The organism is Trinickia sp. (assembly GCF_057351765.1).
On the sequence record NZ_JBMRBK010000020.1, the window covers coordinates 127,314 to 149,635 of the forward strand.

Annotated in this window: 20 protein-coding genes; 12 read left to right on the plus strand and 8 right to left on the minus strand. The window is 64.5% G+C overall.

From position 1 onward, the window contains the following. Positions 1-23 precede the first annotated feature (23 nt). The 3 genes from tssC to ACO1XS_RS04025 are packed head-to-tail and all read right to left on the minus strand — an operon-like array spanning position 24 to position 2,758. A complete protein-coding gene (tssC, locus tag ACO1XS_RS04015) occupies positions 24-1,514 on the minus strand; it encodes a type VI secretion system contractile sheath large subunit (protein ID WP_331567936.1) in 1,491 nt (496 codons plus the stop codon). Between the two features lie 17 nt (positions 1,515-1,531). Beyond that, a complete protein-coding gene (gene tssB, locus ACO1XS_RS04020) occupies positions 1,532-2,068 on the minus strand; it encodes a type VI secretion system contractile sheath small subunit (protein ID WP_331567937.1) in 537 nt (178 codons plus the stop codon). Between the two features lie 36 nt (positions 2,069-2,104). Then, positions 2,105-2,758 (minus strand): tetratricopeptide repeat protein, encoded by a 654-nt coding sequence (locus tag ACO1XS_RS04025; protein WP_331567938.1) that lies wholly within the window; start codon positions 2,756-2,758, stop codon positions 2,105-2,107. A 348-nt stretch (positions 2,759-3,106) separates the two neighbouring features. Here ACO1XS_RS04025 and tssJ point away from each other — a divergent pair, with 348 nt between their 5' ends. From tssJ to icmH, 3 genes are all read left to right on the plus strand, one after another. Continuing rightward, positions 3,107-3,721, plus strand: coding sequence for a type VI secretion system lipoprotein TssJ (gene tssJ, locus ACO1XS_RS04030; RefSeq protein ID WP_486390058.1), 615 nt, complete (start codon positions 3,107-3,109; stop codon positions 3,719-3,721). Positions 3,722-3,809: 88 nt separating this feature from the next. Further along, positions 3,810-5,156 carry a type VI secretion system baseplate subunit TssK gene (gene tssK / locus ACO1XS_RS04035; RefSeq protein WP_331567940.1) on the plus strand — a complete coding sequence of 449 codons (1,347 nt, stop codon included), beginning with the start codon at positions 3,810-3,812 and terminating at the stop codon, positions 5,154-5,156. Beyond that, positions 5,153-5,932, plus strand: coding sequence for a type IVB secretion system protein IcmH/DotU (gene icmH / locus ACO1XS_RS04040; RefSeq protein ID WP_331567941.1), 780 nt, complete (start codon positions 5,153-5,155; stop codon positions 5,930-5,932). The genes tssK and icmH overlap by 4 nt, the downstream gene beginning before the upstream one ends. A 7-nt stretch (positions 5,933-5,939) precedes the next feature. Here the strand turns inward: icmH and ACO1XS_RS04045 are convergent, their stop codons facing one another. Then, positions 5,940-7,667 carry a SulP family inorganic anion transporter gene (locus ACO1XS_RS04045; RefSeq protein ID WP_486390059.1) on the minus strand — a complete coding sequence of 576 codons (1,728 nt, stop codon included), beginning with the start codon at positions 7,665-7,667 and terminating at the stop codon, positions 5,940-5,942. Between the two features lie 87 nt (positions 7,668-7,754). Beyond that, the gene (locus ACO1XS_RS04050) at positions 7,755-8,450 is read right to left on the minus strand and encodes a DedA family protein (protein ID WP_331567942.1); all 696 of its coding nucleotides are present in this window, start codon (positions 8,448-8,450) and stop codon (positions 7,755-7,757) included. Between the two features lie 146 nt (positions 8,451-8,596). Here ACO1XS_RS04050 and mutL point away from each other — a divergent pair, with 146 nt between their 5' ends. Both mutL and miaA read left to right on the plus strand, forming a co-directional pair. Further along, entirely contained in the window at positions 8,597-10,564 is a 1,968-nt protein-coding gene (gene mutL, locus ACO1XS_RS04055) for a DNA mismatch repair endonuclease MutL (RefSeq protein WP_331567943.1), read from the plus strand. Between the two features lie 10 nt (positions 10,565-10,574). Next, on the plus strand, positions 10,575-11,519 hold the full coding sequence (gene miaA / locus ACO1XS_RS04060) for a tRNA (adenosine(37)-N6)-dimethylallyltransferase MiaA (protein ID WP_486390060.1): 945 nt from the start codon (positions 10,575-10,577) through the stop codon (positions 11,517-11,519). 91 nt (positions 11,520-11,610) lie between these two features. Here miaA and purM read toward each other — a convergent pair whose 3' ends face one another. Beyond that, a complete protein-coding gene (gene purM, locus ACO1XS_RS04065) occupies positions 11,611-12,678 on the minus strand; it encodes a phosphoribosylformylglycinamidine cyclo-ligase (RefSeq protein ID WP_331567945.1) in 1,068 nt (355 codons plus the stop codon). A 113-nt stretch (positions 12,679-12,791) separates the two neighbouring features. Here purM and ACO1XS_RS04070 point away from each other — a divergent pair, with 113 nt between their 5' ends. The 7 genes from ACO1XS_RS04070 to panB are packed head-to-tail and all read left to right on the plus strand — an operon-like array spanning position 12,792 to position 19,100. Beyond that, on the plus strand, positions 12,792-13,868 hold the full coding sequence (locus tag ACO1XS_RS04070) for an AI-2E family transporter (protein ID WP_486390061.1): 1,077 nt from the start codon (positions 12,792-12,794) through the stop codon (positions 13,866-13,868). A gap of 2 nt (positions 13,869-13,870) precedes the next feature. Then, a complete protein-coding gene (gene hda / locus ACO1XS_RS04075; RefSeq protein WP_486390062.1) occupies positions 13,871-14,662 on the plus strand; it encodes a DnaA regulatory inactivator Hda in 792 nt (263 codons plus the stop codon). Positions 14,663-14,673: 11 nt separating this feature from the next. Then, the gene (locus ACO1XS_RS04080) at positions 14,674-15,360 is read left to right on the plus strand and encodes a histidinol-phosphatase (protein WP_486390063.1); all 687 of its coding nucleotides are present in this window, start codon (positions 14,674-14,676) and stop codon (positions 15,358-15,360) included. Beyond that, positions 15,357-16,943, plus strand: coding sequence for a polynucleotide adenylyltransferase PcnB (gene pcnB / locus ACO1XS_RS04085; RefSeq protein ID WP_486390064.1), 1,587 nt, complete (start codon positions 15,357-15,359; stop codon positions 16,941-16,943). The genes ACO1XS_RS04080 and pcnB overlap by 4 nt, the downstream gene beginning before the upstream one ends. 58 nt (positions 16,944-17,001) lie before the next feature. Further along, positions 17,002-17,553 (plus strand): 2-amino-4-hydroxy-6-hydroxymethyldihydropteridine diphosphokinase, encoded by a 552-nt coding sequence (gene folK, locus ACO1XS_RS04090; RefSeq protein WP_331567950.1) that lies wholly within the window; start codon positions 17,002-17,004, stop codon positions 17,551-17,553. Continuing rightward, positions 17,550-18,224 (plus strand): deoxynucleoside kinase, encoded by a 675-nt coding sequence (locus tag ACO1XS_RS04095; protein ID WP_331567951.1) that lies wholly within the window; start codon positions 17,550-17,552, stop codon positions 18,222-18,224. The genes folK and ACO1XS_RS04095 overlap by 4 nt, the downstream gene beginning before the upstream one ends. A gap of 60 nt (positions 18,225-18,284) precedes the next feature. After that, the gene (gene panB / locus ACO1XS_RS04100; protein WP_331567952.1) at positions 18,285-19,100 is read left to right on the plus strand and encodes a 3-methyl-2-oxobutanoate hydroxymethyltransferase; all 816 of its coding nucleotides are present in this window, start codon (positions 18,285-18,287) and stop codon (positions 19,098-19,100) included. A 3-nt stretch (positions 19,101-19,103) separates the two neighbouring features. On the opposite strand, the gene ACO1XS_RS04105 is transcribed toward panB, so the two are convergent. Together ACO1XS_RS04105 and dnaJ are read right to left on the minus strand one after the other, a co-directional pair. Beyond that, positions 19,104-21,074: a chorismate-binding protein gene (locus ACO1XS_RS04105; protein ID WP_486390065.1), complete on the minus strand. Its 1,971-nt coding sequence runs from the start codon at positions 21,072-21,074 to the stop codon at positions 19,104-19,106. A gap of 46 nt (positions 21,075-21,120) precedes the next feature. Beyond that, positions 21,121-22,251, minus strand: coding sequence for a molecular chaperone DnaJ (dnaJ, locus tag ACO1XS_RS04110; RefSeq protein WP_331567954.1), 1,131 nt, complete (start codon positions 22,249-22,251; stop codon positions 21,121-21,123). Between the last annotated feature and the right edge of the window lie 71 nt (positions 22,252-22,322).

Sequence of the window (22,322 nt, forward strand, 5' to 3'; positions counted from 1 at the left end):
TAAATTGAAATTGGATTTAGGTGTCAGGCGCCTGCCGGCTTGGGCAGGTCCGCGACGAGCCGCAGCGAAATCGACAGCTCGTCGAGCTGAAAATGCGGACGCAGGAACGCGACCGAGCGATACGAGCCCGGCTTGCCGGGAATCTCGGCCACCTGGATCGACGCTTCACGTAACGGAAACTGCGCCTTTTGCTCTTGCGTTGCGTTGTCGTCGAGCAGGACGTATTGCGAGATCCAGCGGTTCAGGAACGTCTCGACGTTTTGCGCCGAGGCAAAGCTGCCGATCTTGTCGCGCATCATCGCCTTCAGGTAGTGAGCGATGCGCGAGACCGAGAAAATGTATTGCAGTTGAGCGGACAGTACGGCATTCGCGTTTGCGCTGTCGGTGTTGTACTTTTTCGGCCGTTGTACCGACTGCGCCGCGAAGAACGCCGCGTAATCCGAATTCTTGCAGTGCACGAGCGGAATGAACCCGAGATCGCTCAACTCCTTTTCGCGCCGATCGGTGATCGCGATTTCGGTCGGACACTTCAGCGCGATCTCGCCGTCGTCCGTCTTGAACGTGTGCGTGGGCAGATCCTCGACGAGTCCGCCGCCTTCCACGCCGCGAATCGCGGCGCACCAGCCGAAATCGTCGAACGCGGCCGTGAGCCGTGCGGCGAACGCCCACGCGGCGTTGCACCAGAGGTACTTGTTGTGATCGGTGCCGTCCACGTCCTCGACGAAGTTGAACGAGTCCGCAACGAGGCCGTCCTTCGGATTGAACGGCAGGCGCCCCAGGTACCGCGGCAGCGTCAGGCCGACGTAGCGCGAGTCTTCGGACTCGCGGAACGACTTCCACTTCGCGTATTCGACGGTATCGAAGACTTTGCCGAGATCGCGCGGCTTGCCGAGATCGGCAAACGATTCGAGGCCGATGATCTCGGGCGACGCCGAGGTGATGAAAGGCGCGTGGGCGGCGGCGGCGACATGCGACATCTGCTCGATGAAGTACATGTCCTCCGGCTGACGTGTGATCTCGAAGTCGCCGACCAGCGCGCCGAACGGTGCGCCGCCGAACGTGCCGAACTCTTCCTCGTAGACCTTCTTGAACAGCGCGCTCTGATCGAATTCCGACGCGTTCTTGAAGTCGCGCACGATCTCGCGCTTGGCCGCATGGAGCGCCTTGATCTTGATCGTCGAACCGGTGTTGCTCTCCTTGCACAGGTATTCGAGTCCGCGCCAGGTGCTTTCCATGCGCTGAAACTCCGGCGCATGCATCACTTCGCTCAACTGAACGGAGAGCAGGCGATCGAGCTCCGCAATGCGCGCGTCGAGCGTAGCGGACAGATTGTCCGATACGACGACGGTGCCTTCGAGCACCTGGTGCGCGAGCTCGCTGATGAGGTCTTTTGCCCGCGCATGCTCCGAATCGGATTTCGCGACTTTGCTTTTTTCGACGATCTCGTCGAGCAACGACGTTGCCGTGCTCGTTTCCGCGAGCGCCGTGCTCGCCATGGCCGTTTGCTGATTCATATCACCCCCGCTCGGGCTCACTCGCCCTGCTTGTCCTGGTCCGCGTCGTTGTCACTCTCGCGCGCCGTGCCCGTCAACGTCTGCAGCTGCTGCGTGTTGGCGAGCACTTCGCTCAACAAGGTTTCCAGCTTGTCGTTGCCCGCGAGCTTGTTGCGCAGATCGGCAAGCTTCGAGCGTGCGTCGAGCAGGCGTTGCAGCGGCTCGATCTGGTTGACGACCTCGTCCGGGCTGAAGTCGGCCATCGAGCGAAAACGCAGGTCGACCGCAAACGAACCACCCGCGTCGGTCAATCGATTCTTGACCTGAAAAGCCGCGCGCGGCTCCAGGCCTTTCATGACATCGTCAAAATTGTCGCGATCGATATTGACGAACTTGCGCTCGCGCAGCTTCGGCTGCTCGACTTCCGATTGCCCGGCCAGATCGGCAACGACGCCGACGACGAACGGCAACTCCTTCACCTCGATCGCATCGCCGCGCTCGACCTCATAGGTCAGTTGCACGCGCGGCGGACGCACTTTTTGCAAGCGCTTTTGAATACTTTCTTTCTTCGCCATCGGCGGCTCCCCGAAACGTTGGTTCAAACGGACCGTTCAGCGAAGCGCGCTGAAAGGATCTGCGCCGCTGCCGGCCGGCTTTGCGGCGGCGGGTTCGTCGGGCTTGGACGCCGTCGTTGCCGCGTTCGCCCCATCCGCCCCGGCTTCTTTCGCGGCCGGCGCCGGATGACGCGCGATGCGGCGGCGCTTCGCCACGGGCTTTTTCTGCACGACTTCTTCCGGGAAGAGCGTTGCCTGCCCGAGCGTGTCGCGCAGTTCGTGAGCGAGCGTCTGAGCGTCGCTCTTCGCGTCGCCCGCAAGCGCGGCGTCCTGCCTCAATTCGCCGAGCGACTGCGTGGCAATGCGCAGGCCGCTCACGGCCAGTACGCTCTTGGCCGCGCGATCGGTCGAATCGCGCTGCAAGGCTTCTTGCGCGGCGACGATCGCCTGACCGTAGTGGTTTTGATCGAACTGGATTTGAGCGATGCGCGACCACGGCTCTTCGCGTGTCGGGTCCGCCTTGGTCAACTGTTGATACAGCGCGATCGCTTTGTCCTTGTCACCGCCTTTTGCGACGGTGTCGGCATCGGCCAGCGCCTTGTTGAATGCCTCGGGTGTGGTTTGCTGAGCCGATTGCTGTGTCGCGCAGCCAGCGATAGCGGCGCATACGAGCACCGCCGCGGAAAGTTTTATAGAAAGTCGCTGTTTCATGATTTGTTGGTACCGCCTAGCGGTTTATTTAATTCGCCCGGAAACCACAGCTTTGCTTTGCGGCGAGTGCGCGCGTATAGTACCGGCCAAATTTCCATAATTCAACTTCTATCGTGTGATATAGGTCGAGTAGGAATTCTTTGAATAAGGAACGGACACGGGCGGGGAGGAAACATTTTCCGAGTCTATTTTGAGTTGATTCCGCATTAAGCAAAATTTGCCGGACGGGGCGGCGTATTAGCCACTATACAAACTTGTCCGTTTTCTAGTTTTAAAGGATTGCAGGCGCCGTTCCGGCTGCTTTTCCCACACTTTGGATGGAGCACCGGCATCGGCCGGATTAGTTCGATGAGGCCATATTTCAGACACGCCATGGCACCGCTTGCGGTCGCCTTGTCACTCTCGGGGTGCGCCGCCGGTGTGCCCATGCTCGGCGCCGCAGCGTCGGCCGCGCTCCAGGTGGCCGGCCTCGGCAAGCCCGCCGTGCCCGACTCGCAGAAACCGCCGCGCGACATTTCGCTGACGCTCGCCGCCGCGCCCAACCTGAATGCGGCCAACGACAGGCATCCGCTTGCCGTGGTCGTGCGGCTATACGTACTCAAGGATCCGACTTCATTCCAGCAGGCCGGCTTCGACGCCTTTACCGACCCGGCGAAAGAAAAAAGCGCCCTGGGCGCGGATTTGCTCGGCGTGCGCGAGGTGACGCTGATTCCGGGCCAGCGCTATCAAATGGTGGAGAAGGTTTCGCGTGAAGCGCAGGCGTTCGGTATCGTCGCGCTCTTTCGCGATCCCGCCATGCGGCGATGGAAATTCGCCTTCGATCCGGTGAAATCGGAGAAATCCGGCATAATGATCGGCCTTCACAGTTGTGCGATGACCGTCGCGAACGGCACGGTCATTCCGCCCGATCCGGGTCTGCCTATGCCTGCGTTGAATATGCTGTCATCGGTGTCTTGCGGATGAAGGCACGCACCAATGAGCAGTCAATGCATGTTGAATGCACCTTTTATGACCGCATGCGCGGCGTTTTGACTTTCCTTGCGGATTCGAGATGAGTTATTCGGCGAAATTGCTTTGGGGAGAAGGCCTTTTTCTCAGGCCTCAACATTTCCAGCAACAGGACGCTTATCACGAGGCGCGCGTTTTCGAATCGATACGCGCCATTCAACCGTACAACTGGGGCGTACGCTCGGTGCGCTTCGATCCCGATTCGCTCAACAACAAGTCGTTGCGAATCGCGGAGCTCTCGCTCATCTTCCCGGACGGCACGCTTTATACGGCCCCGCAGGCAGACGAGTTGCCCGAATCGATCTCGCTCGATACGCTGCCCGACGGCGTCAGCGAGTTCGTCTTCTATCTCGCGCTGCATCCGTTGCGCGACACGGGCAACCACGATTCCGGCGAAACGAACGGCGGCTTCGGGTCGCGCTACGCGAGCAAGCAGTTGCCAGTAGCCGACCAGTTCACCGATGCGGCAACGGCCAATCTCACGTTCCTCAAGACGCGCGTCAAACTGATCGGCCACAACGAACCGCGCGCTCAACTGATCGCGGTGCCGATCGCGCGCGTGAAGCGCACGGCGGCTTCGGGCTTCGAGCTCGACGAGACGTTCGTGCCGCCGACGCTTGCCATCGAAGCATCGCCCGTGCTGCACCAGTGCTTGCGTCAGCTCATCGATGCACTGCAAGCGAAGGTGAGCGCGCTTTACGGGTTTCACCGCGAGCCGACGAAGAACATCATCGAGTTCCGCTCGGGCGACATCGCCTCGTTCTGGCTGCTGCATACCGCGAATGCGGCGGTCGCATCGCTCGTGCATTTGCTGCAGCACGCATCGCTGCACCCGGAGCGGCTCTTTCAGGAGCTGCTGCGACTCGCCGGTCAATTGATGACGTTTTCCAAACGCTATTCGCTCACCGATCTGCCCGCGTATCGACATGACGATCCGGGGCCCGCGTTCGAGACGCTCGACACCATCGTGCGCGACTTGCTCGAGACCGTGATTTCGACGCGCCATTTCGCGATCGCGCTCGAAGAGGTCCGCCCTTCGTTTCATATCGGCCGCCTCGATTCGGGCAAGATCGACGAGAAGACCACCTTCTTCATCGCCGTCTCGGCGGACATGGCACCTGTCGAACTCGTCGAGGCCGTCCCCGCGCGCTTCAAGGTCGGCGCGCCTGACGACGTCGACAAGCTCGTGCTCTCCGCGATGCCCGGCGTGAAGCTCGTCTACACGCCGCAAGTGCCGCCCGCCGTGCCGGTACGCCCCGGTGCATGCTACTTCTCGCTGGACGCGCGGGGCACGCTATACGAGCGCATGCTGCAGGCACAGTCGGCGATGATCTATACGCCGTCGGGCATCAACGATCTCAAACTCGAACTCATTGCGGTGACATCGTGACCGAAGTCCCTTCCCTTTTCGGCGGCAGCGCACCGCCGGCGACGTCCGCGTCGAGCACCGAGACCGGCGCCCAGGCGCGCTCGCTGCGCGATTTGCTCTATGACGGCTTTTTCATGCTGTTTCTGCTCAAGCAAGGGCGCGAGCCAGGCGACGCGACAGAGTTCAGCTCGCGCGTGCAGTCGTTTCTCGCGGATTTCGAGCGCGGCGCGAAAAAGCTCAATGCACCCGCCGACGATGTCTACGCGGCCAAATTCGCGTTTTGCGCGGCGATCGACGAAGCGGTGCTCGCCTCTTCATTCAAGATTCGTGCGGATTGGGAGCGTCGTCCTTTGCAGCTCGTGCTCTTCGGCGAGCAGCTCGCGGGCGAAAAGTTCTTCGATCACCTCGAAGCGTGCCGCGCGCAGGGCGTCGCCCGCCTACAGTCGCTCGAAGTGTTCCACATGTGTCTGCTGCTCGGCTTTCAAGGCAAGTATTTGCTCGAAGGGCCGGAAAAGCTCGCCTACCTGAGCGCCCGGCTCGGCGACGAAATTGCCCACATGAAGGGCAAGCGCGCGTCGTTCGCGCCGCACTGGCCGCTGCCCGATCAGATCGCGCACCGGCTCAAGCATGAGGTGCCGCTGTGGACCATCGGCGCCGTATTCGCGCTCGTCGCGCTCGGTGCGTATTTCGGACTCCATACGTATTTGCGCGATTCCACGCTCCATACGCTTGCGCCTTACTCGCAGCTCGTCAAGCCTGAGGCCGAATCGGCCAATCTGACGATCTCGCTGCCTTGATCGGCGCTCAGGCGCCGCTCGCGGACGGGTTGCCGTTCGCGGGTGCGCCGAGCCCGTCGAGTACCGATTGCACGCATTCATCGACGCTGAGCTCGCGCAATGCTTGCGCGGGCAGCGTTTCATCGACGGCGCGCCCGAGCGCCGCCAATGCCCTGGGTTTCAAACGAGCCAACACGAGCGTCTGAGCGCGCGAGCGCAACTCGGCGGCAAAGATGCGCAAGGCCTCGATCGAGGTGCTGTCGACGTCGGGCGACTCCTCCAGGCTCAACATCACAGTATGCGGCGTCGGCACGTAGGCCCCGACACGAGCGCGCGTCTCGCTGAGCACACGTTCGACGTTGGCGAAGAAAAGCGGCACTTCCGGGCGCACGATCACGATGCCATCGATCGGTCGCGCGTCGGCGTGCGCGGCAATATCGACGAAGTCATGGCTCCCGCGCAGGCGGCCCAGCACGCTCACCACCGGCATCGACAAGCTGCGCAACGTCAGGAACAGGCTCACCGCGATCGCCGCGAGCAGCCCGTGCAACACGCCGAACACGAGCACGGCCGCCAGCGCGGCCATCGCGAGCAAACGATCCCGCTGCCAGACCCAATAAGGCCGGAACACGCCAGGGTCGATCGAATGGCTCACCGCGTAGATCACGATGGCGGCGAGCACCGGCTCGGGCGTGCGCGCGAGCTGCGGCAACAGGAACGACACGATGAGCGCGATCACGCATACCGCGGCGAGCCCGGCCAGACGCGTTTGCGCCCCCGCCGCCTCGTTTGCCGAGGTGGCGGAGTAGCCTGCACCGACCGGCATACCCTGCAGCAGACCCGACGCGACATTCGCCGCCCCGAGCGCAAGCAGGTCGCGGTTCGCCGAAACGCTATCGCCATGCTTGAGTGCAAACGTGCGGATCGAGCCATAGGACTCCGCGTAAAGAATCAGCATCAGCGCAAAGGCGAGCTCCACCGTTTCGAGCCATTCGGTGCGCTGAAAGGCGGGCAGCCCGAAATGCACGTTGCGCAAATCGATATCGCCGACGATCGGAATACCCCAGCGATGCCAGTCGATCCAATAGCCGGCCCCGATGCCGAGCACGATGACGACGAGTGTGGCCGGGATCCGCGCGCGGCGACCGAGCGCGAAGAGAATGGCGAGCGCAACGGCTCCGACGCCGACGCTATGCAGATTCCATTGCGGCGCCTGAACCAGGAGGTCGTAGGCGATGCGAGGCGCATCCGGGAATCGCGACTTCACGCCGACGATGCTGGAAATCTGCTTCAGGGTGATGGTCAACGCGAGGCCGAAGGCGAATCCGCGCAGCACCGGCTTGGCGATGAAATCCGACACGCCGCCCAAGCGCGCGACGCCAGCCAGCAGGAAAAGGCCGCCCGCGGCCGCGACGAGCGCGGCGGCAGCTGCGAGACGGGCGCCCGGCACGGCACTCACCGTCGCTGCGAGTACGGCGGCCGACGACGACGTCGCCGAGACGATCGCGAACCGGCTGCTGCCGAGCGCGGCATAGACGAGCAGCCCAACGAGCAGCGCGACCACGCCCGCCTGCGGAGGCAGATTGGCGAGGCCCGCATAAGCAACGGCTTCGGGCAGTAGCAGACCGGCGATCGACACGCCCGCGAGCGCGTCTTTGGCGAGCCGCAGGGAACGCGGCGGCGCGGCTTCGGGGCTCGCGTAATGGCTCGGGTCCTGAAGGTGCGCCGCGGCGGCGTGGCCGGTATCGATGGTCATGGTCGGCAAGGCGTGCGACGCCTTTTTGCTTTAGCTCTTGGCTCTCGTTGACGAACCGTCACACGGCCTTGCCCGCATCGACGCCGCTCAAGGACGTCCGCTTTGCTTGTGCACGACCGGGCCTGCGGTCTTCTTGCGCCACACCTTCCAAAGCGCCGCGAGTGCAAGCGGCACGATCGCGGCGCCGATCCCCACGAGCACGATGATATTCAGGTACTGGCGGATAAACGGGATATTGCCGAAGAAGTACCCGGCGAGCACGAGCAGCAGTACCCAGCTCAAGGCGCCCGCCACGTTGAAGAACTGAAAGCGAGAAACGCTCATACCGGACACGCCGGCGACGAACGGCGCAAACGTGCGTACGACAGGCACGAAGCGCGCCAGCACGATTGTCTTGCCGCCATGCCGCTCGTAGAAATCGTGCGTCTTTTGCAGCGCCGCGCGATCGAGAAAGCGCTCGAGATAGCGAATACGCGTATTGAACACGGCCGGCCCGATCGCACGGCCGATCGCGTAGTTCAGACTATTGCCTCCGACGGCCGCCGTCAGTAGCAGCAGGATGAGCCAGGTGAGGTTCATCTCGCCCGTCGCGCAAAACGCCCCGCCGATGAAAAGCAGCGAGTCGCCCGGCAGGAACGGCAGGATCACGAGCCCGGTCTCGCAGAAGACGATGAAAAACAGCACGGCGTACACCCACGCGCCGTATTGATTGACGAAGTCGCCAAGAAACGCGTCGATGTGCAGCACCAGGCCGACGAAATGAAGCAGCGTATCCAAATGCATCCCTTTGAGAAAAATTCCGCGCGCGACAGCGCAGGCGGCAAAGCGCTCGCGCCATGATACCGAAAGTGCCGCGCCCATCCTCGAAACAGCGCATCGCCCGGATGCGCCGCCCGGACCGGCATGGCGCCAATCGCTATAATCGCGGCATGTCCGAATTCCCCGAACCGCCCACGCGCGCCGACAGCACGCCCGCCCGCTCCCTGCGCGCGATCGCCCCGCTGCCCGACCAGTTGATCAGCCAGATTGCGGCCGGTGAAGTGGTCGAGCGGCCGGCCTCCGTCGTCAAAGAGCTGCTGGAGAATGCGCTCGATGCCGGTGCGAAAACGCTGCGCATCGTGCTGGACGCGGGCGGCGTAAAGCGGATTTCGATCGCCGACGACGGCTGCGGCATTCCGGCGGCCGAATTGCCGCTCGCGTTGATGCGTCATGCGACGAGTAAGATTCGATCGCTCGCCGAACTCGAAGCCGTGGCGACGCTCGGTTTTCGCGGCGAGGCGCTCGCTTCGATCGCCTCGGTCGCCGAAACGTTCATTACGAGCCGCACCGCGGACGCACCGCACGCCACGCGTATCGACGCTCAAACGGGCGCATTGTCGCCCGCGGCCGGCGCCGTTGGCACCACCATCGAAATCCGCGAGCTTTACTTCAACACGCCGGCGCGCCGGAAGTTCCTGAAAAGCGAGCAGACCGAACTCGGCCACTGCATCGAAATGATCCGTCGCGCGGCCCTCGCGCGCCCCGACGTGGCGATTTCGGTGCTTCACAACGGGCGCGCGCTCGAACACTGGAACGCGAGCGAGCCGGCCCAGCGTGTCGCGAAGATTCTCGGCGAAGGCTTCGCGCTCGCGCACCTGCCGCTCGACGAGCAGGCCGGACCGCTCGCGCTCTACGGCTGCGCCGGACTGCCGACCGCAAGCCGCGGCCGCGCCGATCAGCAGTACTTTTTCGTCAACGGCCGCTTCGTGCGCGACAAGCTGCTCACGCACGCCGTGCGCGCAGCCTACGAGGACGTGCTGCACGGCGATCGCTATCCGTCTTATGTGCTCTTTCTCGATCTGCCGCCCGAAGCGGTCGATGTGAACGTGCATCCCTCGAAGATCGAGGTGCGCTTTCGCGATTCCCGCGCCGTGCACCAGTTCGTCTTTCACGCGCTGCAGCGAGCGCTGGCGCGGGAAGCGGGCGCCTCGCCGGAAACCACGGCCGGCGGACACGCCACTCACCTCGCGGCCGAGCCGCAGCAGGGGTCGAATTGGCCGGGCTCCGGCGGACTCGCGCCATCGGCACCGGTTGGCGCGACGCCATCGGCCACGGTCCGCTCGGGCACGACCTGGATGCGCGATGCGCGCATGACGCAGGGCAGGCTGCCGGTCGCGCAGCCGTTGGCCCTCTACGATGCGTTGTTCGGGCGCAAGGACATCGAAGCCGGCGGCGCCGATGGGGCCACGCACGCCGTCGGCGGCATGCTCGAAGCCCGCGACAGTGCCGAGCCGCTCTATACCACGCATGCCGGCGCACCCGGAACGGACGACGACCATCCGCTCGGCTATGCGCTGGGCCAGATCCACGGCATCTATGTGCTCGCGCAGAATGCGCGTGGCCTCGTGATCGTCGACATGCATGCAGCTCACGAGCGCATCCTTTACGAGCAATTCAAGCGCGCGCTCACCGAGCGTGCGATCGCGGTGCAGCCGCTCCTGTTGCCGATCTCGATGCCCGCGGACGCCGTCGAAATCGGCACGGTCGAGGAAGAACGCGAGACGCTCGATGCGCTCGGCTTCGACCTCGCGGCGCTCTCCCCCACCACACTCGCCATTCGCGCGGTACCGGCGCTGCTGAAAGACGCGGATTTGCCCGCCCTTGCGCGTGCCGTGCTCGCCGACCTGCAGGCCTACGGCGGCTCGCGCGTACTGACTGAGCGGCAGCACGAGCTGCTTGGCACGCTCGCCTGCCATCACGCGGTGCGTGCGAACCGGCGCCTGACGCTCGACGAGATGAACGCGCTGTTGCGACAGATGGAGGCGACCGAACGCGCCGACCAATGCAATCACGGGCGCCCCACCTGGTACCAGCTTTCGCTCGCCGATCTCGATCGCCTCTTCATGCGCGGGCAGTGAGCGAGACGGCATGAATCGGCCTGCCATTGCCTGCCTGCTCGGCCCGACGGCATCGGGCAAGACCGCCGCCGCGCTCGCTTGCGCCGAGCGGCTGCCGATCGAGATCGTCAGCGTGGATTCCGCGCTGGTCTATCGCACGCTCGATATCGGCACCGCCAAACCGACACCGGCCGAACGCGCGGCGGTACCCCATCATCTGATCGACATCGTCGAGCCTACCGCCAGTTATTCGGCCGCCGAATTTCGCGCCGACGCATTGCGGCTGATCGACGAGGTTCGCGCACGCGGCCACATTCCGCTCTTCGTCGGCGGCACGATGCTCTATTACCGGGCGCTGGCGCACGGCCTCGACGACCTGCCCGCCGCCGACGCGGACATCCGGGCAGAGCTCGAAGCGCAGGCTGCCCGCGCGGGCTGGCCGGCTTTGCATGCCCGGCTTGCCGCCGTCGACCCCATTACGGCCGCAAGGCTCGCGCCGAACGATGCGCAGCGGATTCAGCGCGCACTGGAAATCTATCTCGTTGCGGGACAGCCGATGTCGACACTGCTCGCCTCGGCGGCGGGAAGCCGCGAAGCGTCGCCGTACCGGTTCGTGCCGATCGCGCTGGAGCCGTCGGACCGCGGCGCGCTCCATGCGCGCATCGCGCGGCGCTTCGATGCGATGCTGGCGGCCGGATTCATCGATGAAGTGGCCGCGTTGCGCGCGCGCGGAGATCTCGATCCGTCGATGCCTTCGATGCGCTGCGTCGGCTACCGGCAGGCCTGGGAATACCTCGATGGAACGATCGATTCGGCCACGATGCGGGACAAAGCGATCTTTGCGACACGGCAGTTGTGCAAACGGCAACTGACCTGGCTGCGCGCGATGACGGAGCGCATCGTCATCGATTGCTGCGAGGACTCGGCCACGCACGACGCCGTCGAAGCGATAGAACGCGCGCTCGATACGCGCTGAGCGAAAAAAAACCGCTCGAGCATAGGCCGAGCGGCTTTTTCGATGCGGCCCGCCCGTCGCGCGAACGCGAACGACGGCGCTTGCGAGCCCTTTACACGACGATCGTCTGCGCTTCGCCTTCGGCCCGCGCACGCACGACGCCGATTTTCCAGACGGCTTCGCCGGCTGCGCCGAGTTGTCGGATCGCCTCGTCGGCGTCCGCCGCCGCCACGATGACGGCCATGCCGATCCCGCAATTGAAGACGCGATGCATTTCCGCATCGGCCACGCCCCCGTGCTGCTGCAACCACGAAAAGAGCGGCGGCATCGGCCACGCGCCGTTGCGAAGTTCAGCCGTCAGGTGCTCGCCGAGCACGCGCGGAATGTTCTCGACGAGACCGCCGCCCGTGATGTGCGCCATGCCTTTGACCGCGATGTTCTGCATCAACGCGAGCAGCGGCTTCACGTAGATGCGCGTGGGCGCCATCAACGTGTCGGCCAGCGAGCGGCCATGAAAATCCGCCGAAAGATCAGGGTTGGCGCGCTCGATGATCTTGCGCACGAGCGAAAACCCGTTGGAATGAATGCCGCTCGACGCGAGCCCGAGCACCACGTCGCCCGCGGCGATCGTGCTGCCGTCGATGATCTTGCTCTTTTCGACCGCGCCCACCGCAAAACCGGCCAGATCGTATTCGCCATCGGGGTACATGCCCGGCATTTCAGCGGTTTCGCCGCCGATCAGCGCACAGCCGGCAAGCTCGCAGCCCTGGGCGATACCCTTCACGACCGTGGCCGCGGTGCCCACATCGAGCTTGCCGCAGGCGAAGTAATCGAGGAAGAAAAGCGGCTCGGCGCCTTGCACGAGGATGTCGTTGACGCTCATCGCGACGAGATCCTGACCGACCGTGTCGTGCTTGTTCAGATGAAACGCGAGCTTGAGCTTCGTTCCGACGCCGTCCGTGCCGGATACGAGCACGGGCTCGCGGTATTTCTTCGGCACCTCGAAAAGCGCGCCGAAACCGCCGATGCCGCCCAGCACGCCGTCGCGCAGCGTCCTCTTCGCAAACGGCTTGATTGCGTCGACGAGCGCGTCGCCCGCGTCGATATCGACGCCCGCATCGCGGTACGACAGACCCTGAGCCGGATGCTGCCCATCCGGAGCCGATTTCGGTTGATTCATGGGGGAGTGCGAGAAGGTCGGTAAAATGCGATTTTAACTGATGTCGGCTTCGATTCCGTGCTACTCGTCGGCAGGCCGTCCCGAACCGCTCGCCGACCCACCAGGAAACGCTTTTGTCGCAGAACTCTCCGCTTCTCACGCCTTATCAGCGCCAGGCCCTTTTCTGGGGTGCCGTCGCACTCGGCCTCGGCATGCTCCTATGGCTGCTGCGCCCCGTGCTCACCCCGTTTTTGCTCGGCGCGATCCTCGCCTACATCCTGCAACCCGGAGTGGGATGGCTCGTGCGCAAGCGCGTGCCGCGCGGGCTCGCCGCGCTCGTGATGATGCTGTTTTTCGCGCTGCTCGTGACGCTGCTGGTGCTGCTCGTGTTCGCCGTCGTGCGGCGCGAAGGCCCGCAACTGCAACAGCAGATCCCGGGGCTCATCGCGCGGCTGCACGATTGGGCTCAGCCGAAACTCGCGTTCCTCGGCTTTGGCGACGTCTTCGATTTCTCGAGCCTGCGCGACATGCTGACAAGTCAGATCGAAGGCAGCGCGCAGGCCGTCGCGCTGGCGGTCTGGAAATCGGTGCGCACCAGCAGCAACGTGATGATCACGGTGGTGGGCGACCTCGTCATGGTGCCGCTCGTGCTCTTTTACCTGCTGTACGACTGGAACATGATGCTTGCGCGCGTCGCCTCGTTCGTGCCGCGGCGCTGGCTCGCGAAAACCACCGAGCTCGTCATCGAGATGGACGGCACGCTTTCGCAATATCTGCGCGGCCAGTTGCTCGTGATGGGCATCCTCGCCATCTATTACGCCGCCGCGCTCAGCGTCGCCCGCTTCGAAATCGCGCTGCCGGTCGGCGTATTCACCGGCCTTGCCGTCTTCATTCCCTACGTGGGCTTCGCGACAGGGCTCATCCTCGCGCTGCTCGCCGCGCTGCTGCAGTTCGGCGACTGGTACGGCTTCGCGGCGGTGGCCGTCGTCTACGGCATCGGCCAGATTCTCGAAAGCTTCATTCTGACGCCGCGGCTCGTCGGCGAGCGCATCGGCCTGCATCCGCTCGCCGTGATCTTCGCGCTGCTCGCATTCGGCCAGTTGTTCGGCTTTTTCGGAGTGCTGCTCGCCCTGCCCGTCAGTGCCATCCTCTCGACTGCGCTGCGCGAAGTGCGCCGCGGCTACCTGGCAAGCGGGCTTTACAAGAACTGACCGTGACCGTGCTGCGCCAACTGACGCTCGATCTGGGCACGCCGCCGCCCTCGACATTCGACAATTTTTTCGCCGGGACCAACGCGGAGCTCGTCACGCGGCTCGCCGAGCTCGACGGCGCGCTCGCGGCCGGCCCGGTGGCCGACCGCACGTTCTACATCTGGGGCGAGCCGGGCAGCGGGCGCAGCCATCTGCTGGCAGCGCTCGTGCATAGCACGGGGCCCCAGCGCGCCCGCTTCGTCGGCCCGCAAAGCGCGCTCGCGGCATTCTCGTTCGACGCGCGCGTGCCGATCTATGCGATCGACGACTGCGATAAGCTCTCGAGCGCGCAACAAGTCGCCCTGTTCAACCTCTTCAACGAGGTGCGCGCGCAGCCGTCGGCGGCGCTCGTCGCCACCGGCAATGCCGCGCCGATCGCGCTGGCCGTGCGCGAGGATCTGCGTACCCGGCTCGGCTGGGGGCTGGTCTTTCACCTCGCTCCCCTGCCGGACGACCGCAAAGCCGCCGTGCTCAGGCAAGCGGCCAGGGAGCGAGGCATTGCGCTAGCCGAGGACGTCCCGAGCTATCTGCTCACGCACTTTCGCCGCGACATGCCGAGTCTGATGGCATTGCTCGATGCGCTCGACCGCTTCTCGCTCGAGCAAAAGCGCGCCGTCACGCTGCCGCTGTTGCGCACCATGCTCGCTCAGCCGGCCGCCTGGCAGGGCGCGCAGGACGTGGACGCGAGCCCGTCCGAACGATCGGCGGATGCGCCGCCCGGCGCTCAGGCCACTGGCCCGCGCCGGTTCAAGTAAAATGCGCCCTCATGACCCATCTCGCACTTTTCGACCTCGACCACACGCTCATCCCGACCGACAGCGACCACGAATGGGGCCGCTTCATGGTCAAGCTGGGCATTGTCGACTCCGAGCGCTTCATGCTTGACGTCGATCGCTTCTACGCCGACTACAAGGCTGGCCAGCTCGACATCCATGCGTACCTCGAAGCGATGCTCACGCCGCTTGCCAAGTATTCGCGCGAGCAACTGGCGGCCTGGCACGAGCAGTTCATGCACGAAGTCATCCGGCCCGCACTGGTTCCGGTCGCGCTCGAACTCGTGCGCAGCCATCAGGACAAGGGCGACCTCTGCTGCATCGTCACGGCGACGAACGAATTCATCACGCGGCCGATCGCCGACGCGTTCGGCGTCGAAATGCTGATCGCCTGTGAAGTCGAAACCGTCGACGGCCAGCCCGGGTCGGCGTTCACAGGCCGAGGCGCCGGCACGCCGAGCTACCGCGAAGGGAAGATCGTGCGCGTGGAGTCATGGCTGGCGTCGCTCGGCAAAACGCTTGCCGGGTTCGAGCGCAGCTACTTTTACAGCGATTCGCATAACGATATTCCGCTGCTGGAGAAAGTCACCGATCCGATCGCGACCAATCCCGACGCAACGCTGCGCGCGCACGCCGAAGCGAAAGGCTGGCGCATCCTCGATCTTTTTGAACCGTCGTGATCAAGAAACTCATCCGCAAACTGCTGGGCCACGACTCGCCCGCGCCCGTCGACGCACCCGAGGCCGCTCGGTCGCACCAGGATTCGCCGCCGCTCGACGAGAACGAATCACGTCCCGCGAAACCGCGCCGCAAGCCTGCGCGCGCAGGCGGCAAGAGTGCGCCGCCCGAGCCCGACGTTCCCGTCATTCTGTCCTCGGACATTCACGGCATCGATCCGACGCTGATCTCGCGCAACGCGGTTCGCGTCACCGATACGCTGCAGCAGGCCGGCTACCGCGCATTCATCGTCGGCGGAGCCGTCCGCGATCTGCTGCTTGGCATTGCGCCGAAAGATTTCGATGTCGCGACGGACGCGACGCCCGAAGAAGTCCAGAAGCTTTTTCGCCGCGCGCGGCTGATCGGGCGGCGCTTTCAGATCGTTCATGTCCAGTTCGGACAGGAAATCATCGAAGTCTCGACGTTCCGGGCACTCGTCGACACGCCGCAGGACGCGCCGCAAGCGGCGCCCGCGGGCGGCGCGCCGGGCAGACGGTCGCGCCGCGACGAACTCGATCGGCGTACGCACGCCGTCGATGCCAGCGGACGCGTACTGCGCGATAACGTCTGGGGCGAGCAGCACGAGGATGCGACGCGGCGCGATTTCACGATCAACGCGATGTACTACGATCCGGCGACGCAAACGGTGCTCGACTATCACAACGGGATGGCCGATGTCCGGGCGCGCATGCTGCGGATGATCGGCGATCCGGCGACGCGCTATCGCGAGGATCCCGTCCGGATGCTGCGCGTCGTGCGCTTTGCCGCGAAGCTCGGCTTCGAGATCGACGATGCCACCCGCGCACCGGTCACGGCGCTCGCGGATCTCATCCACAACGTGCCGGCCGCCCGGCTGTTCGACGAAATGCTGAAACTGCTGCTGTCGGGCCACGCGCTCGCGTGCCTCCAGCAGTTGCGCAAGGAAGGACTTCACCACGGGCTGCTGCCTTTGCTCGATGTCGTGCTCGAGCAGCCGCACGGCGAATCGTTCGTCACGCTCGCCCTGAACAATACGGACGCACGCGTGCGCGCCGGCAAACCGGTTTCACCCGGCTTTTTATTCGCCACGCTGCTCTGGCACGACATGCAACAGCGCGCACAGCAATTCGAGCGCGACGGCGAATATCCCGTCCCCGCGCTGCATCGCGCCATGGACGATGTGCTCGACAAGCAAACCGAGAAGCTCGCCATCCACAAGCGCTACTCGGCCGACATGCGCGAGATCTGGGGATTGCAGGCGCGCCTGGAAAAACGCTCGGGGCGCAGCGCGCTCAAGCTCATCGAACACCAAAGATTTAGAGCGGGGTATGATTTCCTCCTGCTGCGCTGCGAGTCGGGCGAACTCGATCCGTCGATCGGCCAATGGTGGACGGCCTTCATCGAGGGCGATTCGGCGGCGCGCGAAGCGCTGCTTTCGGAAGGCGGCCGGGAGCGGGCACCGCGCAAGCGCCGGCGCCGCGGCGGCCGCAGCCGCGCCAAGACGGGCGAAGCGGAATCGTCGAGCGATGCGGTCAGTCCCGCCACGCACGACGTGCGCGAGGAGTGACGGGCGCGGCTGTGCGCGTCCGGAGTGGTCAAGTCGTGGAGTCGTAGGAAGCCATGTGATGACGGTTGCTTATCTCGGCCTCGGTGCAAATCTCGGCGATGCCCGGCAGTCCTTGAAGGATGCGGTCGTCTGCCTTGCCCAACAGCACACCATCACCGTGCTCGCCAAGTCGAGCCTTTATCGGACTGGACCGATCGATGCCGAAGGCGACGACTACTACAATCTCGTCGTCAAAGTCGAGACGACGCTCAGTCCCCATGCCCTACTCGCGCTGTGCCACCGCATCGAGCACCAGTTCGGGCGGGAGCGCCCGTTTCACAACGCTCCGCGCACGCTCGATCTCGATATCGTGCTATACGGCGAAGAGCGCATCGACGATACCGATTTGACGATTCCCCACCCGCGCGCCGCCAAACGCGCGTTCGTGCTGGTACCGCTCCTCGAAATCGACCCCGAGCTTGCGATTCCCGGTGTCGGTCCCGCGAAGGCGCTCGTTGCGGCGGTCGCCGATCAGCGCATCGAGAAGGTTCAAACCTGCCGCTGTGCGTTACTCGACAAGCTTGGTATCAAGCGCGAGGCGCCTCCTTCCACCGACAGCGATTGCCGATGACTCATCCCGCCATCACCGTCGAGGCGCCGGATCGCCGCGCGCCGTGCCGCTACCTCGCGATCGAGGGGCCCATCGGAGCAGGCAAGACCTCGCTCGCAGAACGACTCGTCGAGCGCTGGTCGATGCGGCCTCTTTTCGAACGCGCCAACGAGAATCCCTTTCTCGCGCGGTTTTATGGCGATATGGCGCGCTATGCGCTGCCTACGCAGTTGCACTTCGCACTGCAGCGCATCGACGAAGCGCGTGAAGCAGCCGAAGCGCTCGCCAACGGCGCGTCGCTCGTCGCGGACTACATCGCGCAAAAGAACGATATCTTCGCCCGCATCACGCTCGATGACGAGGAGTGGCGTCTTTATCGAAAGCTGGCAGGCCATCTCGACGCCGTAGCGCCCGTACCCGATCTCGTCGTCTATCTTCAAGCGAGCCCCGCGACGCTCCTGCAGCGCGTTCAAAAGCGCGCCCGGCCCGAGGAAGCGCCGATGTCCGAGGCATATTTACGCAAACTTGCCGAAGCTTACGACCAATTCTTCTATCACTTCGATGCCTGCCCGGTGTTGACCGTCAATACCGAGCATTTGAATCCGCTCGAGTCGGCAGCGGATCTCGAACTCGTCGTCGAGCGCATCGAAACGATGCGCGGCCGCAAGGCGAGCTTCGTCAAAGCACAGTGAGCAGCCCGGCCGCGATCTGGCCGGGCGCTTTCCACTCTCTTTCCGGGAACGGGACATCCGATGACCTACCTGCAGGAAACCAGCCGGCCCAAGGTGACCGTGCCGAAGCTCCAGGCGATGCGCGACGCGGGCGAAAAAATCGCGATGCTGACCTGCTATGACGCGAGCTTCGCGTCCCTGCTCGATCGCTCGGGCGTCGATGTGCTCTTGATCGGCGATTCGCTCGGCAATGTACTGCAAGGACATACGACGACGCTGCCCGTCACGCTCGAGGACATCGCCTACCACACGAGCTGCGTCGCACGCGTCGATCCGCGCGCGCTCGTGGTGGCCGATCTGCCTTTCGGCAGCTACGGTACGCCGGCCGAGGCGTTTGCCAGCTCGGTCAAAATCATGCGCGCCGGCGCGCAGATGGTGAAGCTCGAAGGCGGCGAATGGCTCGCCGATACGGTGCGCTATCTCGTTGAACGATCCGTGCCCGTCTGCGCGCATGTGGGGCTCACGCCGCAATCGGTGCATGCGTTCGGCGGTTTCAAGGTACAGGGAAAGACCGACGCCGCTGCCGCGCAGCTCGTGAGCGATGCCCGAGCGGTTCAGGATGCCGGCGCGCAGTTGATCGTGCTGGAAGCCATTCCCTCCGCGGTGGCCTCGGGCGTGACGAACGAATTGCGGATTCCGACGATCGGCATCGGCGCGGGGCTCGACTGCTCGGGGCAGGTGCTCGTCCTTCACGACATGCTCGGTATCTATCCGGGCAAGCGGCCGCGCTTCGTCAAGGACTTCATGGCCGGCGCGCCGAGCATCGCGGCAGGGATCGAGGCCTATGTGAAGGCCGTCAAGGATGGGACGTTCCCGAGCCCCGAACACGAGTTTTGAGCCTCACTGAGGCCCGGCTTCGTCCTGCTGTACCGGTACGATCCGCGCCGGCAGCGCGCCACGCAAGGCATTGCATATCAGCAACGCTTCGGCGGCGTGAAGCTCGCGCAAGGTCAGCTCCCGCTCCGCGGCGCCAAACGCGCGATCGTCGAGCAGTACCGCGCGCATCACCCCGGGCAGCACACCCGCGGAAAGGGGCGGCGTCCACCAGCGGCCCTCGAGCTTGACGAAGACGTTCGAGCGGCCGCCCTCGGTCAACTCGCCGCGCTCGTTGAAAAAGAGCGTGTCGAACGCACCATGCGCTTCGGCCTCGCGCCAGCCGCGATCGTATTCGGCGCGACGCGTCGTCTTGTGCCGTAACAGCCAGTCGTTCGAGCGCATCGGCGCAAATCCGTGCTCGGGAGCCAGCAGCACGCCAACGAACGACCCCTCCGCCTCATCGCCTTTTGCCGGTCCGCCGAGCGTCACGACCGGAACGAGCGGCGCAGTCACGATGACGGCCCGCCCCTCCTTCGATAACGCAAGCCGGAAACGATGTTCGCCGCCGGCGCTCAAATGCGCGCAACGCTCGGCGATCTGCTCGCGCAGTGCCGACTCCTCGAAAACAAAACCGAGCTCGGCCGCGCTGGCTGCAAGACGCGCGAGATGGCGGTCGAGATGCGCCACGCCCGCCTCGCGCGAAGCCCGCATCGTTTCGAACAGCTCGAAGCCCGGATCGGCGCCGGTCAGGAATTTCGCCTTCAGCCGGCACTCCGCCAGTTCGTCGGCCGCGACGCTGTCGAGCACGATCCCGCCGCCCACGCCCATCGTTCCGGCGCGCAACCCCGTTGCTTCGTCCGGCGCGTCGAGTGTCAAAGTGCGGATCGTCACGGACAGGCAGAAGTCGCCGCACGGATGCGGCGCGTCCGGAGTGCTATCGGAAGGGGCGTCGTACCAACCGATCGTTCCGGTATAAAGCCCCCGCGGCGTGGTCTCGATCTCGTCGATGAGTTCCATCGTCCGGTGTTTGGGCGCACCCGTGATCGAGCCGCAGGGGAAAAGCGCCCGCATGATGTCGGCAAAAGAGGCGCCGTCGATCAGATCGGCCTCGATCGTCGACGTCATCGCCCAAATCGACGGATACGGTTCGATCGAGAACAACGCCGGCACCTGCACCGAGCCGATCTTCGCCACGCGCGAGACGTCGTTGCGCAGCAAATCGACGATCATCAGGTTCTCGGCGCGGTTTTTCGGATCGCTGCGCAGGAACGCTTCGGCGCGTGCATCCTGCTCGGGCGTGCGGCCCCGCGCCGTCGTTCCTTTCATCGGGCGCGTGCGCAACCGCGCGCCGGTCTTTTCGATGAAGAGTTCCGGCGAGCACGAAACGATCCACCGATCCGCCGGCAGCGCGATGAGTGCGCCGAAATGTACGGGCTGTCTGGCGCGTAGCCGCCGGTACAGCCCGAGCGGCGAGCCGAACACATCGAACTTCAGTCGATAGGTGTAGTTGATCTGGTAGGACTCGCCCGCGCGCAATGCCTCGTGAACGGCGGCAATCGCCGCATCGAATTCGTCGGGCGTCACGCTTTCCGCAACATGGGCCGTACCCGCCACCGATGGGTCGATGCCGGTATCTTGCGAGAACGCGGCGCCATCCAGGCGATCGCGCTCGGCAAGCCAAGCGTCGACTTCGTCGCGCGTGAGCTTCTCGCATCGCTCGAACAATAAAAAACGCAGCGAGCCTGAGCCGCGCTGCGTCGAATGGGTTCGCGCGAGATGCAGGTCGCGCCCGAATTCGTAATCGCCGAGAACGAGCGCATGAAGCCCGCCGCGCACATCGGCCGCGGCGGCAGCGCACACTTCGTCGAGCTTCGAAGCCTCACGCGCTACGTGCTCGCGCACGAAGCGCGTGTACAAACGGCTCGAACGGCACGCCGCGCTCGCGTCGCAATCGTCGAGCAGCGCGAATACCGTGCCGCGTTCGTCAACATTCATCGTTCATACCCGCAGCAACGGACTGCCCGGCGCCTCTCGCTCGAGGTCAATCGAAAAAGCTTTTTACCTTGTCGAACCAGCTTTTGCTCTGGGGACTATGGCGCGGCCCGCCCTCCACGAGCGATTTCTCGAACTGCTTGAGCAGTTCGCGCTGCGTGTCGGTCAGCTTCACGGGCGTTTCCACCTGCACATGGACGTATAGATCCCCAGCCACGCTCGAACGCAGGCCTTTGATGCCCTTGCCGCGCAACCGGAACGTCCGGCCCGATTGCGTCCCCTCGGGCACCGTGAAGCTCGCGCGGCCTGCAAGCGTAGGCACCTCGATCTCGCCGCCCAGCGCCGCCGTCGTGAACGGGATCGGCATCTGGCAGTGCAGATCGTCGCCTTCGCGCTCGAAGACCGAATGCGGCTTGATATGGATCTCGACGTACAAGTCGCCCGGCGGACCGCCGTTGACACCCGGCTCGCCGTTGCCCGACGAGCGAATACGCATGCCGTCGTCGATCCCCGCCGGAATCTTCACTTCGAGCGTCTTCGTTTCCTTCACCTTGCCGGCGCCGTGGCAGTTCGTGCAGGGATCGGGGACGTAGGTCCCGCTGCCGTGGCACTTCGGGCAAGTCTGCTGGATGCTGAAAAAGCCCTGCGACATGCGCACCGCGCCCGCTCCATGACAGGTCGGGCAGGTTTCGGGCTTCGTGCCGGGTTTCGCCCCGGAACCGTGGCAGACCTCGCAGCCCACCCACGTCGGTACGCGGATCTGTGTCTCGCAACCGTGCGCCGCCTGCTCCAGCGTGACTTCCATGCTGTAACGCAGATCGGCGCCGCGATAGACCTGCGGGCCCGCGCGACGGCCGCCACCGCCGGCCGCCTGACCGAAGATGTCGCCAAAGATGTCGCCGAACGCATCGGCGAAGCCGCCAAAGCCGTGCGCACCGGCGCCCGCCATGTTCGGATCGACGCCTGCGTGACCGTACTGGTCGTACGCCGCACGCTTTTGCGAATCGGAGAGCATTTCGTAGGCCTCTTTCGCCTCCTTGAAGTGCTCTTCCGCATTCTTGTTGTCTGGATTGCGGTCCGGGTGATACTTCATCGCGAGCTTGCGATACGCCTTCTTGATCTCGTCGTCGCTCGCGTTTTTCGCAACGCCCAGAACCTCGTAGTAATCCCGTTTCGCCATCGGCTCACCACCGGCCGCGCAGCGCGCACGACCGCTCCTTTCACATGCTGTGGAGTCTTCCGACTCGTTCG